Source organism: Bradyrhizobium sp. WBOS07 (assembly GCF_024585165.1).
Taxonomy (GTDB): domain Bacteria; phylum Pseudomonadota; class Alphaproteobacteria; order Rhizobiales; family Xanthobacteraceae; genus Bradyrhizobium; species Bradyrhizobium japonicum_B.
The window spans coordinates 4,045,107-4,060,977 of the sequence record NZ_CP029008.1 but is presented as its reverse complement, the minus strand read 5'-3'; the positions used below and the strand labels follow the sequence as shown (position 1 = coordinate 4,060,977).

Below are 15,871 nucleotides of genomic sequence, written 5' to 3'. Positions count from 1 at the left end.
GCAGGCAAGATCAAGGTGCGCGTCGCGATTGATGTGGAGGCGGAGAATCGCCTCTTGCTGTGGTGTATGCCAACCTATTGGAATAGCCGAGCGCAGCCCCGATGGTTCTGGCTGCCTCCATGACGTGGACCGAATATTCCTTGATCTGCTTGCGCTTGATGCGGCTGTCGGGGCCCGACATGCCGATCGCTCCGACGAGTTCGCCGGAACGGCCGAGGATCGCGCAAGCGCAGGCCGCGATGCCCTCGCGCCACTCGCCGTGCAGCACGGAGGAATAGCCCTGCGCGCGCGCCAGCTCGATGTCCTCCCTCAGCTCCTCCATCGTCGTTCGCGTCGTTTCGGTGTAACGCCTGAGATGCGGGCGGAATCGTTCCAGATAGTCATCAGGCATATGCGCGAGCATCGCCTTGCCTGTCGCCATGGTGAAGGCGGGCGCGCGCATCCCCACGCTCGTATGGGCGCGGATGTGGTGAGCGCTTTCGATCTTGTCGACGTAGACGACGTCGGTGTCCTCGAGCACGGACAGATGGATGGTTTCGCCGGTGATCTCGGCAAGCTTCGTCATTGCCGGTCGCGCGACGTTGATGAGATCCATCCGGTGGATGACGTGGCTGCCGAGCGCCCAGATCTTGGTCGTGAGCTCGTAGGTGCTGTGCGGAGGGATCTGGCGCACATAGCCCTGGGACTGCAACGTCATCAGCAGCCGATGCACGTTGCTCTTGGTGAGCTTCAGCTCGCTCGCGAGGTCCGTGACCCCGCGGGGCTGCTCGCTCAGCGCAAGTGCTTCCAGGAGACGCAGCCCCTTGGTAAAAGCCTTATCCATCCACCAGCCAAAGTAGAATGATCTTTCACATCGTCTAGCATGGTCGCGCGATCCGCAACAGCCGGCGTGTGGGGACCGGCCCCGATCCCCTTGGATCGGGGCCGGTCAGCCGGCCTATTGCGCCAGCAAGGCGTTCAGCTTCTCCTGCCCGTACTCTTCATTGGTCGATTTTCCGGCCGGCGAAGCCGCGCCCCAATAATCCGGGCTCCATTCGATCGCCTTGGAGACGTTGTCCGGGTTGTTGGCCCAGTAGCGCGCGAGCTTCTTGTCGGTCGCGGCCTCGAACACGACCTGGGAGGGAAGGGCGACGGGGAAGGTCGAGGTGAGCTGCGCCGCGCGCTTGGGCTCGAGCCGCCAGGACAGCAGCTTCAGCGCGTTATCGTAGTTGGGCGCTCCCTTGGGGATCGAGAAGAAGTCGTAGTAGATGAAGCCTTGATTGAAGGTCAGCTCGATCGGGGCGCCCTCCAGGGCGAGCTTGCTCATCGAGCCGGTGTAGGCCATGCACATGTCGGCCTCGCCATCGAGCAGGAGCTGCGGCGGCTGTGCGGACGTCGTCCACCATTTGGCGATGTGCGGCTTGATCTCCTTGATCTTCTTCAGCGCCCGCTCCATGTCGATCGGGTAGAGCTTGCTCTTCTCCACGCCGTCAGCCATCAGCGCCGCTTCGAACACGAAACGCGGCCAGGCGGGCATGCAGCGGCGGCCGGGAAACTTCTTCACATCCCAGAAGTCGGCCCAGCTGGTCGGGACGTTCTCGCCCTTGTACTTATCCTTGTTGTAGACAAGGCCGACGCCGATCACCTGCAGTGCCACGCCCTTCTTGCGCTTCAGATTGTCCGGCATTGCCGCCAGCGTCTGCTTCGCCGCGTCGGACAGCTTGGAATAGTCGATGTCAGCCAGGCAGCAATCGCCGAGCAGCTTGGTCTCCTGGTCGAAGATGAAGGTCAGGTCCCATTGCGCCTTGCCGGCTTCGGCCTGGGCCTTGATGCGCGGGCCGCTGCGGGCCTCCTGGACCGTGACCACCTTGATGCCGGTCTCTTTCTCGAAGGGGTCGTACATGACCTTGCGCAATGCATCGCCATAACCGCCGCCCGGGTCCTGCATGATCACGACGTTGCTCTGCGCTTGAGCCAGACCCGTCCCCATCGCGACGAACAGGGTCGAGGCCAGCACGGAAGCCGATAGTCGCAAGCGTTTCATTCCCAGCATTTTCTCTTTCCTCCAGTTGAAACTTGATCTCTCGTCACGTTGCCTTCCGCGACGTGGCGAGAACCGGTCGTGCAAGGGCCAGCCCTGCGATCACCAGCAGCACCTCCAGCGTCGAGACCACGGCCAGCACCGGATTGAGCCGATAATTGACGTCACCCCACAGCATGAGGGGGAGCGTCTTCAGCTCCGCGCTGGACAGGAACAGCGTCAGCACCAGTTCGTCGAACGAGTGCAGGAAGGCGAAGAATGTCGCGGCAGCCAGGCCCGGCATGATGGCCGGCAGCGTCACCAGGCGGAACACCGTCAGGGACGATGCGCCATGGACGGCAGCGGCCTGTTCGAGCCTGGTATCGACGCCTTGAAGCGATGCGGACAGGATCACCACGACGAGGGGAAGGCCGCCGATCGCATGCGCCGCGGCAAGGCCGAAGACGGAGCCGACCAGGTCGAAACGCAGGAACAGGCTGTAGAGCGACAGGCCGAGCACGACCGGAGGCACGATGATCGGACTTACGAGCAGCAGCATGATGGTGGATTTGCCGCGAATGCTGCTCCTGACGATGCCGAGGGCGGCCGACGCGCCTAGCACGATCGCGATTCCCGCCGACATCGTCGCGACCACCAGGGACGTCCAGAATGCCCGCATCCAGTTCGAATCGGAAAAGAACTGCTCGTACCAGCGAAACGAGAAGCCCGGCGGCGGGAAGGTCAGATAGCTTGCGCTGCTGAAGGAAATGATCATCACCACGATGATCGGCAGGATGAGAATGGCAATGACCAGTCCGCCCATGAGGCGAACCGTCCAGGTCCCGAAGCTCGCCGGCAGCCGCCCGAACAGTCTCAGAAGCGGCCAACCGATCGCGTCGGCAGCTGAGGCGCCGAGACTGCGGCGGCTGACACCGGCGGCGCGGCGGTTAGTCGTTGTCGGTGTCGCTTCGGTCAGCTTGCGGCCGCCCCAGATGAATTCGAATCCGAGAAAGCGTCCGGCCACCGCGACCACGGCCAATGTGATCGTCAACAGCACCACGCCCAGGGCCTGCAGGAATCCCTCCGAGGTGACCGAGTCCGCCTGTTGGGTGATATGCATGGCAAACATCTGGTCGCCGGGTCCGCCGAGCAGGGTCGGCGTAATGAAGAATCCGATCGCGGCGACGAAGACGAGCAGGAAGCCGGCGCCCATGCCGGGCAAGGTCAGTGGCAGCATCACGCGCCAGAACGCCGCAATGGGCCCGGCACCGCTGGCCAGCGCCGCGCGGGTCAGGCTTTGATCAAGCCGCGCCACGCTGGAATAGATCGTCAGCACCATCAGCGGCAGAAGCACGGCGGTCATGCCGAGAAGCACCGTGCCGCGATTGAACAGCAGCTGCACGGGCTCGCTCAAAATGCCGATCGAAACCAGCATCTTGTTGACCGGCCCGTTGCGTCCGAGCAGGACCATCCAGGCGTAGGTCCGGATCAGGATGGCGATGAAATAGGGTAGCACGATCGCGGTCGCGATCAGGGCCTGGGTAATGCCACGGCTGCGGTGAATGAGCAGCGCCGTCGGATATCCGAACAGCAGGCACAGGCACGCAACGGTGACCGAGATCTGCATCGTGCGGACGAGCGAATCCCAATAGAGCGGTATCGCGAATACTCGCTCGAAGTAGGACGTCCAAGATGGCCCGCTCACGCTGATACGGATGAGATCGATCAGGGGCAGGAGGTAGATGAAGGCCAGAAACGCGAGCGCAGGCAGGAGCAGCAGCGCCGGATCCTTCAACCTCCTGACGAGATCGAGATTCGCGGGACGGTCTGCCTGGAGGCCGATCGATGCCGAGGTCATGCAAGCACCCAGCAGTCCGCGGCGCCCCAGCTCACGTGCAGACGGTCCCCGACGTTCGGCAATGGCCGGTCGGCCATGTCGGTGCACCGGATTAGGAGCGGATCTCCACCCTCCATTTGCGCCTCGATCCGCAGGATCTCGCCGAGGAAGATCGCAGACGTGACGCTGACGGGCGTGGAGTTCGCGGTCGGCTCGTTCGACACGGCGATACGTTCCGGACGCACGAGCACCGTTGCACGTCCGACGTCGATCGTGTCCCGGCTTTCGGCATTGAACACGTATCCTGCACGGTTCTTCATCGTCAGTGTCGTGCCGCGCTTCTGCATAATTTCCGCCTCGATCAGATTGCTCTCGCCGACGAACGAGGCGACGAACCGATCGATCGGGTGCCGATAGATGTCCAGCGGGCGGCCGATTTGAACGATCTTGCCGGCGTTGAGCACCGCGATGCGGTCGCTCATCGTCAGGGCTTCGCCCTGGTCATGGGTGACGAACAGGATCGTGCTGCCGATGGTCCGGTGAAGGTCGCGGATCTCGATCTGGATCTGCTCGCGCAAACGCCGGTCAAGGGCGCTGAGGGGTTCATCCATCAGCACGACCTTGGGCCTCCTGACGATCGCGCGGGCGATCGCGACGCGCTGCTGCTGCCCGCCCGACATCTGCGAAGGAGACTTCGCCGCATGCTCCGTCAGCCGCATGATCTCCAGCGTTTCGGCGACGCGGCGCTCCGCGGTCGCCCGGTCGACTCCCGCCATGCGAAGTGGAAACGCGACGTTCTGGCTGACAGTCATGTTCGGAAACAGCGCGTAGCTCTGGAACACCATGCCGAAGCCGCGCTTGTGCGTCGGCACGTTGTGGATAGGCTTGCCGTCGACGAGGATTTCGCCGCTGTCGAGGCTCTGGAAGCCCGCCACGAGGTTCAGCAGCGTCGTCTTTCCGCTGCCGGAAGGGCCAAGCAGCGTGATGAATTCGCCCGGCTCGATGTCGATGCTGATGCGGTCGACCGCGTGGAAGCTGCCGTAGGTCTTCACTGCGTCGCGGACGGCGATGCTCGATCCGATGGCGCCGCGGTCACGGAGGCGGCCGGTCGGCGACGTTCCAACGTTCGCATCGCCGGAGCGCATTGCGCGCAGAGCCGTGGGCTCACCCATTCTCTCCTCCCAACTTGTTCTATATTGTAGAACACTATTCCAATTATTGTTGGCGTAGCGCGCCGTCTTGTCAAGTCGAGGCGACCGCTCGCGGCGCAATGGCGCCCCGCTGCGGTCGATGCGGAGGTGGGATCCCCTTCAAACAAAGGCCTCGCCGACCAAGTCAGATTGACACTGTCGTCGGGATCCGCCAACATAAACGTGGAATAGCGTTCTACAATATAGAACAAGACGGGAGGATGATGGTGTTGAGCGAGCCTCGCGCAATGGCGAAGCACATCGAGCCGGGGATGCGCGTAGCGCTCCCGGTCGACTACGCCGGTGTCTCCATGGCGATGACGCGGCCCATCATCGAGCATGGTGCGGGCAATCTCGATCTCGTCTGCGTGCCAACCGGCGGATTGCAGGTCGACCAGCTCGTCGGCGCGGGTCTGGTCCGGACGGTGGAGACCAGCGCCGTCTCGCTGGGCGAGGCGGGTGGAGCGCCCCGGTTCAATGCGGCTGTCAAGGAAGGCGCGGTTCGACTGAAGGACGCGACGTGCCCTGCCATCCATGCCGGCCTGATGGCGGCGCAGAAGGGCAGTCCGTTCATGCCGCTGCGGGGGCTGATCGGAACGGATCTGCTCCGCCATCGCGACGATTGGCGCGTGATTGATAATCCGCTGGCGGATGGAGGCGATCCGATCGTGCTGATCCCGGCCATCAAGCCGGACGTCACGATCTTCCACGTGCCCATGGCTGATCGCTTCGGCAATGTCTGGGTCGGCCGTCGACGCGAGCTTGCCGCCATGGCTTACGCTTCGCAGATTGTTCTCGTCACGGTGGAGCGAATCGTCGAGCAGAATCTGCTCGCCGATGAGATGAGCGCTGCCGGCGTGCTGCCGGCAATCTACGTTACGGCCATCGCGCGCGCGCCGAAGGGCGCGTGGCCCTACGGGCTGTGGGGCGAGTATCCCACCGACAGCGCGGAGCTCGCACGTTACGCGAAGGCCGCGCGAACGGCCGACGGCTTCTCCGCCTATATGGCGCAGGCGCAGATGGAGCCCGCGTGATGGCCGAAGTTCTCCCTCGCGAATTGCTGATTTGCACGATCGCGCGGCTGCTGGACGGGGTCAGGCATGTCGCCGTAGGCGCCTCCTCTCCGATTCCTGCCGCCGGCGCGATGCTGCTGCGAGCCATGAAGGAGGCGGGCGGCGCCGTCGGTCCACGCATCTCCATCCTCGGTTCTGTCGAGCAAAATTTCTTCACCAACGGTTCGGCCGAGCTGTTCGATTGTGCGGGTCAAGGCCGGATCGATGCGTTCTTCCTCGGCGGGGGCCAGATCGACGGCTTCGGCAACGTGAACCTCGTCGGCACCGGCGATTATCCGCGCTCCAACGTGCGCTGGCCCGGCTCGTTCGGGTCGGCCTATCTCTACTTCGTCGTGCCGCGGGTCATCCTCTTTCGCGAGGAGCATACGCCGCGCGTCTTCGTCGAGCATGTGGACTTCATCAGTGCCCCCGGCGTCAGCCCCGAGGGAGTGTTTCGGAGCGGCGGTCCCGTTGCCCTCCTGACCGGCAAGGGTCTGTTTCGGTTCGACAAGACCCGGCCTGGGTTCGACCTGGAGAGCGTCCATCCCGGGCACGGTCTCGCCGAGATCAAGCAGGCGACCGGCTTTCGCTTCGCCCATGATGCCGAGCCGCGGCAGACCCCGCTGCCCGATCGATCGACGCTCGGCCTGCTCCGCGGCCGCGTGTTCGACGAACTCGCCGAGACCTATCCCGAATTCGCCGCGCAGATGCGGCGCGAGCTTGGAGCGGTCGACGCATGACCACGATCAAACGGGTTCCGCATTGCAGCCATTGGGGTGCGTACACCATCCTCGTCGAGGATGGCCGCATCGTCGGTGTCGAGCCGTTCGAGCACGATCCGGCGCCGTCCCCGATCATCCATTCCATCGCCGAATGGGCCAATCCCGAGCGGCGCGTGCTACGGCCGATGGTCCGTTCCGGCTGGCTGGACAAGCGCGGGAAAAGCGATCGCCGCGGACGCGGCCGTGAGAAATTCGTACCGGTCAGCTGGGACGAGGCGACGACGCTGGTCGCCGACGAGGTGCGCCGCGTAGCGGGCACGTTCGGCAATGCGTCGATCTTCGCGGGCTCCTATGGCTGGACCAATTCCGGCCGCCTGCATCATGCGTCCTCGCTTCTGAAGCGCATGCTCAATCTGGTTGGCGGCTTCACCAGGCACGTCGACACCTATTCGATCGCGGCAGGTCCCGTGATCTTGCGCCACACGCTCGGCAACGACGATGCATGCGGCGGCCGTGCCAACACGCTCGACACCATCGTGCAGCACACCGAGACGCTTGTGGTGTTCGGCGCCCTGTCGCCGCGAACCGCGCAAAACGAGGCCGGAGGAATTGGCAGCCATCGGCTCGAAACCTATCTCAGGCAGATCGTCGAACGCGGCGTCAAGGTCATCCACGTCTCGCCGCTGAAGGATGATCTGCCCGACTGGGTTGACGCCGAATGGTGGCCGATCCGGCCGAATACGGACACGGCGCTGATGCTCGGCCTCGCCGGCGAGATCGTGAAGGCGGGCCGGCACGATGCCGATTTCCTCGCGCGCTGCACCAGCGGCGCGGATCGCTTGCTCGGCTATCTTGAAGGCAAGACGGATGGCGTGCGCAAGGATGCGGCGTGGGCCGCCAGCATCTGCGGCCTCGATGCAGACAGGATCGCGACGCTGGCAAGCCGCCTGGTCGACACCCGTAGCATGCTCACGGTGAGCTGGAGCCTGCAGCGTGCCCATCACGGCGAACAGCCGTTCTGGGCGGCGCTCGGACTTGCATCGGTCGTCGGCCAGATCGGATTGCCGGGCGGCGGCGTTGGTTACGGCTACGCGTCACTGGGGGGCGTGGGGGCGCCGCTCAATATGGGCCGCTCTCCTGCCATTTCGCAACTGACCAGGCCGATCGACAGCTTCATTCCGGTGGCGCGGATCAGCGACATGCTGCTCAACCCCGGCAGACCGTTCAGCTATGAAGGTGAGATCCGCACCTATCCGGACACGCGGCTGGTCTATTGGGCGGGCGGCAATCCCTACCACCATCATCAGGACCTCAATCGCCTGTCGGAAGCCTGGACGAGGCCCGAAACGATCATCGTGCAGGACCCGATGTTTACGGCGACAGCCCAGCGGGCCGACATCGTGCTGCCGGCAACCACGTCGATCGAGCGCAACGATCTTGCCGGCAACAGGCGCTCCGACTTCATCCTGGCGATGAAGAAGGCCATCGAGCCGCTGGGCGAATCCCGCTCCGACTTCGCGATCTTCGACGCGATCGCAGGCAAGCTCGGGGTGGCCGACCGGTTCAACGAAGGCCGGGACGAAATGGGCTGGGTCCGCCATCTCTACGAAGCCTGCCGCAGCGATGCCGCGCAGCGCTTCGGCTTTGAGATGCCGGATTTCGATGCGTTCTGGGAAGCCGGCTATGCCCGCTGCCCGGTCAAGACAGACCATACGTACTTGACCGACTTCCGGAACAAGCCGGAGGAGCACGCGCTCAAGACCGAAAGCGGAAAGATCGTGCTCGGCAGCGAAACCCTGGCCAGGCTGGACTATGCCGACTGTCGCCCGCATCCCGCCTGGATCGAGCCGGCGGAATGGCTCGGCAATGCCACCGCCGGCCAGATGCACCTGGTGTCGCATCAGCCGGCCGGCCGCCTTCACAGCCAGCTCGAAACCGGCGCATCGAGCCGGGCCATGAAGCGCAACGGCCGTGAACAGGCTCGCCTTCATCCTGACGACGCGGCCGGTCTAGGCGTCGAAGACGGCCGGACCATCCGCATCTGGAACAGCCGAGGGGAGTGCCTCGCGACGGCGGAAGTTACCGACAAGGTCCGTCAAGGCGTGCTGGTGCTTCCGACCGGTGCCTGGTTCACGCCGACAGGCAATAGCGGTCTGGAGGTCGCCGGCAATCCGAACGTGCTCACGCTCGATATCGGCACGTCTCAATTCGGCCAGGGCTGCTCGGCCCATACCTGTCTCGTGCGGGTCGAGCACTACGCTGCCGATCGGCGCGATGCGTTCGAGGCCTATCGGGAAACGCTCGTCGCACTTGCGGCGGTCTAACAGGAGTTAGGAACATGTCTGCGCCCGCCATCAGCCGCTTTCCCGTCCCCGACATCGCGACGCTGCCGGAGGACATCCGCTCGCGGATCGAGGCGGTTCAGGAGAAGTCCGGCTTCGTCCCGAACGTCTTCCTGACGCTCGCGCATCGTCCCGACGAATTCCGGGCCTTCTTCGCCTACCACGACGCACTGATGGACAAGCCCGGGCCGATCACCAAGGCCGAGCGCGAGATGATCGTCGTCGCGACCAGCGCCGCCAATCAATGCCAGTATTGCGTCGTGGCGCATGGCGCCATCCTGCGCGTGCGCGCGAAGAATCCGCTGATCGCGGATCAGGTCGCCACCAATTACCGCAAGGCCGATATCACCGCGCGGCAAAGGGCGATGCTCGATTTCGCGATGAAGGTCTCGGCGCGCGCCTATGAGGTGGACGATTCCGACATCGCCGATCTCAAGGGACACGGATTCACCGAGGAGGACGCCTGGGACATCGCGGCCATCGCTGCCTTCTTCGGCATGTCCAACCGCCTCGCCAACGTCACCAGCATGCGTCCGAACGACGAGTTCTTCGCGATGGGACGCTGAGCGCCGCGAACGAGAACTGCAATGATATCGCTGGTCATCGACAGGCGCTTCCGGGGCCCGCCCAATTCCGGCAACGGAGGCTACGTTTGCGGATGTCTCGCAAGGCACGTCGCCGGAGACGCCGAAGTGACGTTGCGCGCCCCGCCGCCGCTGGAGCGGCCGCTCGACGTGCTGAACGGGACCGACGGCGTCATCGAGTTGCGCGAAAAAGACGGGCTGCTCGCGACGGCGCGTGCAGCAGGCCTCGATATGTCGGACATTCCCAGGGTGAGCTACGCGGCGGCCGAAGAGGCGGTCGGCAGAACGCCCTACGATGAGCAGACCCATAACCTTCCGGGATGCTTCGTCTGCGGCCCCGCACGTGGCCACGGCGACGGGCTCCGGATCTTCGCAGGTCCGCTCAAGGCGGGCACGGTCCCGGGCAAGCCGGTCGTGTTCGCGGCTTCCTGGGTCCCTCACGGCAGCCTGTCCGGCGAGGACGGCTATGTCGCGCCCGAGTTCGTCTGGGCCGCTCTCGATTGCCCGACCGGCTATTGCAGTGTGGGCGCCCGTCATCTCGGATTGAATGGTGACGAAACGGCCCTGCTCGGACGCATGGCCGCACGGATCAAGCGCCGGCCGCGCCCGGAAGAGCGATGTGTGGTGGTGGCGTGGCCGACCGGGCGGGAAGGCCGCAAGCTGTTTGCCGAGAGCGCTTTGCTCGATGCCGAGCAGGAGGTGCTGGCGACCGCGCGAGCCACCTGGCTGTTGGTCGACCGTCAGGTCCAGCTCGGAGCAAGTGCATGAAAGAGGGTGGGAGCAAGGTATGACCGGCCGCGAAGCGGAGTTCGAACTTCGTCAATCCATCATCGATGCCTGCCGCGAGATGGCGGCGCAGGGCATCAACCAGGGAACGTCCGGAAACATCAGCGTCCGAACCGACGACGGCATGCTGCTGACGCCGTCCGGTCTTCCCTACGACCGCATGAGGCCCGAGGACATCGTGGCCATGAAGTGGGACGGCTCGTGGAGCGCACCGGCCGGCAACGTTCCATCGACGGAATGGCGCTTTCACCTCGATATCCTGAAATCGAAACCGGAGGTCGGCGCCGTCGTTCACGCCCATCCGGTGTTCTGCACCATCATCGCAATCATGAATCGCTCGATCCCTGCGATTCACTACATGATCGCCGCCGCCGGCGGAAACGACATTCCCTGCGCGCCCTATGCTCAATATGGCACGGCCGAGCTCTCGCAGGCGGCGCTGAACGCGCTCCGCTATCGCCGCGCCTGCCTGCTCGCGCATCACGGGCTGATCGCCGTCGGTCCCAATCTGCGCAAGGCCTTGTGGCTCGCCGTGGAGGTCGAGGTGCTCGCCAAGCAGTATCACGGCTGTCTTCAGCTCGGCGCTCCTCCGCTGCTGCCGGACGAGGAAATCGACAGCATCCTGAAACGATGGGGGCAGTACGGCCTGCGCGATAGCGAGGGCACGCCCAAGCTCCCTCAGCTGTCGAGCTAGATCACGATCCAACCACTGTCCTGCGAGAAATCATGGCTCACTCTCACGACGTCAGCGTCTGCGGCACTTATATTCTGGACATTCTGGGAGTCCCGGTGACCGAGATTCCGCCCGGTGGCGGCCGTTTGCTGATCGAAGAAATTCGGCTCACGGTCGCGGGCACCGCCGGCGGAACGGTCGTCCCTTGCGCGCGTCTCGGTCTGAAGGCGCTCGCGGTCGGTGCCGTCGGCTCCGATGAGAAGGCGGACTGGATGCTGAACGCGCTGGAGCGTGAAGGCATCGACATCTCTCTCATGGAGCGGATGGCCGACAGTCCGACCTCGGCCACGATCCTGCCGATCCGGCCCGACGGCTCGCGTCCGGTCATGCACGCAAGGGGCGCTTCCGCGCGCTGGCGGATCGCGCCGCAAGTGCAAGAGGCCGCTTGCCGCAGCAAGATCCTGCATCTCGGTGGGGTTGGCTCCCTGCTGGCGATGGACGGCGCGCCGTCCGTGGCATTGCTGCGCGATGCGAAGGCGGCCGGCTGCACGACGACGCTCGACCTGATCCAGGCGCGCGGTGAGACGTTGGCGCTGGTCGAGCCTCTGATGCCTTATGTCGATTTCTTCATGCCAAGCATCGACGAGACCCATGCGATGGTTGGAACGGCGGATCCGGCCGCATGCGCCCGTTTCTTCATCGAGAAGGGGGCCGGAGCCTGTGCCGTCTCCATGGGCGCCGACGGCTCGTTCGTGATGACGCGCGACGGACGTCAGTTCACCGTGCCTGCCTTTGAGGTGAAGGTTCGTGATACGTCGGGATGCGGCGATTCCTACACCGGCGGCTTCATCGCGGGTCTCGTGCGCGGCTGGGATTTGCTGGACTGCGCCAGGCTCGCGACGGCGACATCCGCAATTGTCGCGACGGGTCTCGGCTCCGGCGCCAACCTCGTGTCATTCGAGGAGACCGTGCAGGCGATGAACTCGCTTCCCGTGCGCAAGCCCGCTCAGGCCTGAGCCGATCACATCATCAATACGTCAATCCGACCGATAGGGGAGAATAACATGGCCCGACATGCAATCGTTACGGGAGCAAGCCGCGGAATTGGCCGAGCGATCGCCATGGGTCTTGCCAGGCGCGGCTATGATCTCGCGCTGACCGACATCGCACCTCAGGAGAAAGTCCTGCTTGAGACCGTCGCCGAGATCGGCGCGCTCGGCGGTCGTTGCATCCCGGTGCTTGGCGACGTCAGCGACCTCGGGGATTGCAGGCGGGTCGTGGCGGAAGCCGTGCAGGGGCTGGGACACATCGACGTCCTCGTCAACAACGCCGGCATCCTCCGACTGGCGACGATCGACGAGCTGACGACCGAGACATGGGACCAGACGTTCGCCGTGAACACGCGCGGCGTGTTCCAGATGACCCAGGCCGTGGTGCCGCACATGAAGGAGCGCAAATACGGGCGGATCGTCAATATCGCCTCGCTCGCCGCCCGAACGGGCGGCCCGGGACAGTCCCACTACGCTGCATCGAAGTCGGCCGTGGTCGGCTTCACCCGGGTGTCGTCCATGGAGTTCGGCGGCTTCGGCATCACGGTCAATGCCGTTTGCCCCGGCATCATCGTAACCGAGATGGGGATGAACAATCTGCGTGATCCCGAGCGCGTCGCCTATTTCGAGAAGGTAACGGACTTGCACCGGCTTGGACAGCCGGAGGATGTCGTCGGTCCCGTGGCATTCTTTGCGTCGGATGATTCCGCGTTCGTGACCGGCCAGGCCCTCAATGTGGACGGAGGTATTTTCTACAGCTAGCGGATTTGTGAGTTGCTCGTCTCGGCGGAGGCCAAGGGCGTCTGGCAGGCGGTCCGAAGGCGCCGCCCCTCGATGCCGGCCGACACGGCCGGCATCTTCCCCCTTCTTTTCATGTCATCGGCAGCGAATTGGGGCAGCTGTGCCGCGCTCTCTGCGCGGCCGACGTTCTTGCCTGCCACGCGGACGGCAGATCGTTCACGCAATCGTTTTCAAATATAAGCTCGGATCGAAATACTTGCTGGCAGGCGTGAAGTCCTTGATGCCGGCATTGGCCATGAAGAAGTCCGTCGATTGCTGCAGCCAATTGGTCACGGTCCCGTCCGAGTACATGCGCTTCCATTCCTTGGACGTGAACATCTTCTGCGCCTTGAACGACTCGGTGATGTCGGCCAGCGGCGTCTGGCTGTAATGGCCCTTCTGCAGCTTCTCCATGGCCTCGACGCTGTTTGCAACGATGTAGTCGTTGGCATCCGCCCAGCCAAGGATCAGCTTCGCCAGCGTCTCCTTGTTGCGCTCGTAATAGTCGTTGGCGGCCGCCCAACCGCCGATGATCGCGGCTTTCGGGTAATAGGCAGAGGCGTCGGCGAGCTTGACCGCGCCGGGCACCTTGTCGCGGACCGTGACGTTGAAGGGGACCCAAAGCGCTACGGCCGGCACCGCGCCGGAAATGAAGGCGGTCACGGCGGCAGGCATGGTCTGGTTGACGAGCTCGACCTCCTTCGGATCGACCTTGTTGGCACGGAGCGCGGTATCCAGGAATACGTGCGCGGTCGTGCCGGTCGCGGTCGCGATGCGCTTGCCCTTCAGGTCCTCGAACGATTTGATGCCCTGGTCGCCACGCACCCAGAGCTGAGCGGTCGCGACCTCGATGTCATTGATGAGGAACACCTTGCCCTGGCCACGGGCCGGAAAGTTCGAAAGCACGGCGCCGGTCGACAGCACGTCGAGGCTGCCGCCGATCAAGGCCTGGAAGATCTCCAACCCGGTGTTGAACTGCCGCAGCTCGAGATCGAGGCCCTGCTTCTCGAAGGAGCCGCGATCCATGCCGGTCCAGATCTGGCCGTCGACGGCGACGGTGTGGAGATAGCCGACGCGAACCTTCGTTCTTGCCTGCGCGATCGCGGGGGCTGCGGCCGTGAAGGTGCCGAGTGCAAGGCCTGCCGTCGTGCTCAGAAATTGCCGCCGATCCATGATGTTTCCTCCGTCTTGCTTGTTATTCCGAGAATGAGACCGGGCGCATCTGCGCCTGCTGGGCACGATATTCGTCCATCACGAGCTGCCTGATATGGCTTCGCAGCTCGGCGAATTCCGGCCGCTCCTGGATCGAATCGTCGCGCGGATAGGCGAAGGGAACGTCGATGATTTGCTTGATCCGCGCCGGCCGCGCCGTCACCACCACGATGCGGGAGGCGAGGTAGATCGCCTCCTCGACGGAATGGGTGATCAGCATGACGGTCTTGCCTTCGGTCTCCAGCACCTTGAGCAGCAGGCTCTGCATGTTGGATCGGGTCTGGGCGTCGAGCGCGCCGAACGGCTCGTCCATCAGCAGGAATTGCGGCTTCACCGCATAGGCCCGCGCGATCGCGAGCCGTTGCCGCATGCCGCCGGACAGGTGCTTCGGGTAGGAGTTGGCGAAGTCGGACAGGCCCATCAGCCCGAGATAGTGATCGCAGATCGCCTCGCGCTCGGCGGCCGCGACGCGGTTGGCGTTGAGGGTCAGGCCGAAGGCGATGTTCTGCTTCACCGTCAACCACGGGAATACGCCATACTCCTGGAAGATGACGCCGCGCTCGGGGCCGGGGCCGGCGACGGGACGTCCGTCGAACAGGACCTTGCCGGTCGTCGGCTTCTGGAAGCCGGCGAGCATGCTCATCATCGTGGTTTTGCCGCAGCCGGATGGGCCGATCACCGCAATGAAGTCGCCGTCGTTGATGTCGTAGCTGACGTCCTCGACCACCTGGAGGCGGCCCTTCGCCGTCTCGAAAGACAGCGATACCTTGTCGAACTGTGCGCGCTTGGTCATGCGATGGCCCGATCCTGCCAGACCAGCAGCCGCGCGGTGATCTTGCGCAGGATCAAGTCCATGATCAGCGCGATCAGGCCGATGCAAATGATGCCGACATAGATGACGTCGAGCAGGAAATAGGTCGAGGCATTTTGGATCATGGCGCCGAGCCCGCGCTGCGCGGCGATCAGCTCGGATGCGACCAGCGTCGCCCAGGCCACGCCCAACGCCACGCGCAGCGCCGTGAGGATGTGCGGGACGGTGAGGGGAATGATGACCTTGTGAAAGATCTCGGCCTGGTTCGCTCCGAGCGTCTGCGCCACGCGGATGTAGAGCGGCGTGATCTGCGACACGCCCTCATACATCACGATCACGCCGGAGAAGAACGAGGCGTAGAACAGGATGACGAGCTTTGCGAGCTCGTCGACGCCGAAATAGACGATGACCAGCGGAATCAGAGCGATCGGCGGCAGCGCGCGAAAGAAGTTGATCATGGGATCGGCAAAGGTGCGGGCGGGGCGATACCACCCGAGCAGAAACCCGACCGGCACGGCCACGAGGATGCCGAGCGCCACGCCGAGAAAGACGCGCCGCGTCGAGGCGAAGATGTCGATCAGCAGCCCTTCCCTGGTGAGAAGCTCGAAGAACTTTGCGGCGACCTGGTGCGGCGCGGGGATCAGCGAGACGTTGACGAAGCCGCTCCAGCGCACGGCGTACCAGAGCAGGATTGCGCCGATCCACGGTATCAATCCGAGGCCAACACGTCTCAGGCCAGCTCCATTCATTCGACGCGTCCGCCCAGATTGCGATTGATGTTTTCGGAAGTCATATTATAAATAGGATGACCGTACAAGTGGTGCCTTTGATCGG

15 protein-coding genes are annotated in these 15,871 nt (G+C 64.1%); 8 read left to right on the top strand and 7 right to left on the bottom strand.

Going from position 1 to position 15,871, the window contains the following annotated elements; all coding sequences use genetic code 11:
* Positions 1-10: 10 nt before the first annotated feature.
* From DCM79_RS19435 to DCM79_RS19420, 4 genes are all read right to left on the bottom strand, one after another.
* The gene (locus tag DCM79_RS19435; RefSeq protein ID WP_257175869.1) at positions 11-823 is read right to left on the bottom strand and encodes an IclR family transcriptional regulator; all 813 of its coding nucleotides are present in this window, start codon (positions 821-823) and stop codon (positions 11-13) included.
* A 114-nt stretch (positions 824-937) separates the two neighbouring features.
* Positions 938-2,032 (bottom strand): extracellular solute-binding protein, encoded by a 1,095-nt coding sequence (locus tag DCM79_RS19430; protein ID WP_257175868.1) that lies wholly within the window; start codon positions 2,030-2,032, stop codon positions 938-940.
* A gap of 34 nt (positions 2,033-2,066) precedes the next feature.
* Positions 2,067-3,857: an ABC transporter permease subunit gene (locus tag DCM79_RS19425; RefSeq protein ID WP_257175867.1), complete on the bottom strand. Its 1,791-nt coding sequence runs from the start codon at positions 3,855-3,857 to the stop codon at positions 2,067-2,069.
* Positions 3,854-5,008: an ABC transporter ATP-binding protein gene (locus DCM79_RS19420; RefSeq protein ID WP_257175866.1), complete on the bottom strand. Its 1,155-nt coding sequence runs from the start codon at positions 5,006-5,008 to the stop codon at positions 3,854-3,856. The genes DCM79_RS19425 and DCM79_RS19420 overlap by 4 nt, the downstream gene beginning before the upstream one ends.
* A 242-nt stretch (positions 5,009-5,250) precedes the next feature.
* Here DCM79_RS19420 and DCM79_RS19415 point away from each other — a divergent pair, with 242 nt between their 5' ends.
* From DCM79_RS19415 to DCM79_RS19380, 8 genes are all read left to right on the top strand, one after another.
* Positions 5,251-6,060: a CoA transferase subunit A gene (locus tag DCM79_RS19415; protein WP_257180798.1), complete on the top strand. Its 810-nt coding sequence runs from the start codon at positions 5,251-5,253 to the stop codon at positions 6,058-6,060.
* Positions 6,060-6,818: a CoA transferase gene (locus tag DCM79_RS19410; protein ID WP_257175865.1), complete on the top strand. Its 759-nt coding sequence runs from the start codon at positions 6,060-6,062 to the stop codon at positions 6,816-6,818. The genes DCM79_RS19415 and DCM79_RS19410 overlap by 1 nt, the downstream gene beginning before the upstream one ends.
* Entirely contained in the window at positions 6,815-9,124 is a 2,310-nt protein-coding gene (locus DCM79_RS19405; protein WP_257175864.1) for a molybdopterin-dependent oxidoreductase, read from the top strand. The genes DCM79_RS19410 and DCM79_RS19405 overlap by 4 nt, the downstream gene beginning before the upstream one ends.
* A gap of 14 nt (positions 9,125-9,138) precedes the next feature.
* Positions 9,139-9,708: a peroxidase-related enzyme gene (locus DCM79_RS19400; RefSeq protein ID WP_257175863.1), complete on the top strand. Its 570-nt coding sequence runs from the start codon at positions 9,139-9,141 to the stop codon at positions 9,706-9,708.
* 126 nt (positions 9,709-9,834) lie between these two features.
* The gene (locus DCM79_RS19395) at positions 9,835-10,494 is read left to right on the top strand and encodes a hypothetical protein (RefSeq protein ID WP_306556678.1); all 660 of its coding nucleotides are present in this window, start codon (positions 9,835-9,837) and stop codon (positions 10,492-10,494) included.
* Positions 10,495-10,513: 19 nt separating this feature from the next.
* Entirely contained in the window at positions 10,514-11,206 is a 693-nt protein-coding gene (locus DCM79_RS19390) for an L-fuculose-phosphate aldolase (protein WP_257175861.1), read from the top strand.
* 32 nt (positions 11,207-11,238) lie between these two features.
* On the top strand, positions 11,239-12,201 hold the full coding sequence (locus DCM79_RS19385) for a carbohydrate kinase family protein (RefSeq protein ID WP_257175860.1): 963 nt from the start codon (positions 11,239-11,241) through the stop codon (positions 12,199-12,201).
* Positions 12,202-12,249: 48 nt separating this feature from the next.
* Positions 12,250-12,996, top strand: coding sequence for an SDR family NAD(P)-dependent oxidoreductase (locus tag DCM79_RS19380; protein WP_257175859.1), 747 nt, complete (start codon positions 12,250-12,252; stop codon positions 12,994-12,996).
* Positions 12,997-13,191: 195 nt separating this feature from the next.
* Here the strand turns inward: DCM79_RS19380 and DCM79_RS19375 are convergent, their stop codons facing one another.
* From DCM79_RS19375 to DCM79_RS19365, 3 genes are read right to left on the bottom strand one after another with little or no spacing between them, the layout of a single operon-like run.
* A complete protein-coding gene (locus DCM79_RS19375) occupies positions 13,192-14,187 on the bottom strand; it encodes an ABC transporter substrate-binding protein (RefSeq protein WP_257175858.1) in 996 nt (331 codons plus the stop codon).
* A 22-nt stretch (positions 14,188-14,209) separates the two neighbouring features.
* Positions 14,210-15,019 (bottom strand): ABC transporter ATP-binding protein, encoded by an 810-nt coding sequence (locus DCM79_RS19370; RefSeq protein WP_257175857.1) that lies wholly within the window; start codon positions 15,017-15,019, stop codon positions 14,210-14,212.
* Positions 15,016-15,786 carry an ABC transporter permease gene (locus DCM79_RS19365; protein WP_257175856.1) on the bottom strand — a complete coding sequence of 257 codons (771 nt, stop codon included), beginning with the start codon at positions 15,784-15,786 and terminating at the stop codon, positions 15,016-15,018. The genes DCM79_RS19370 and DCM79_RS19365 overlap by 4 nt, the downstream gene beginning before the upstream one ends.
* Positions 15,787-15,871 lie beyond the last annotated feature (85 nt).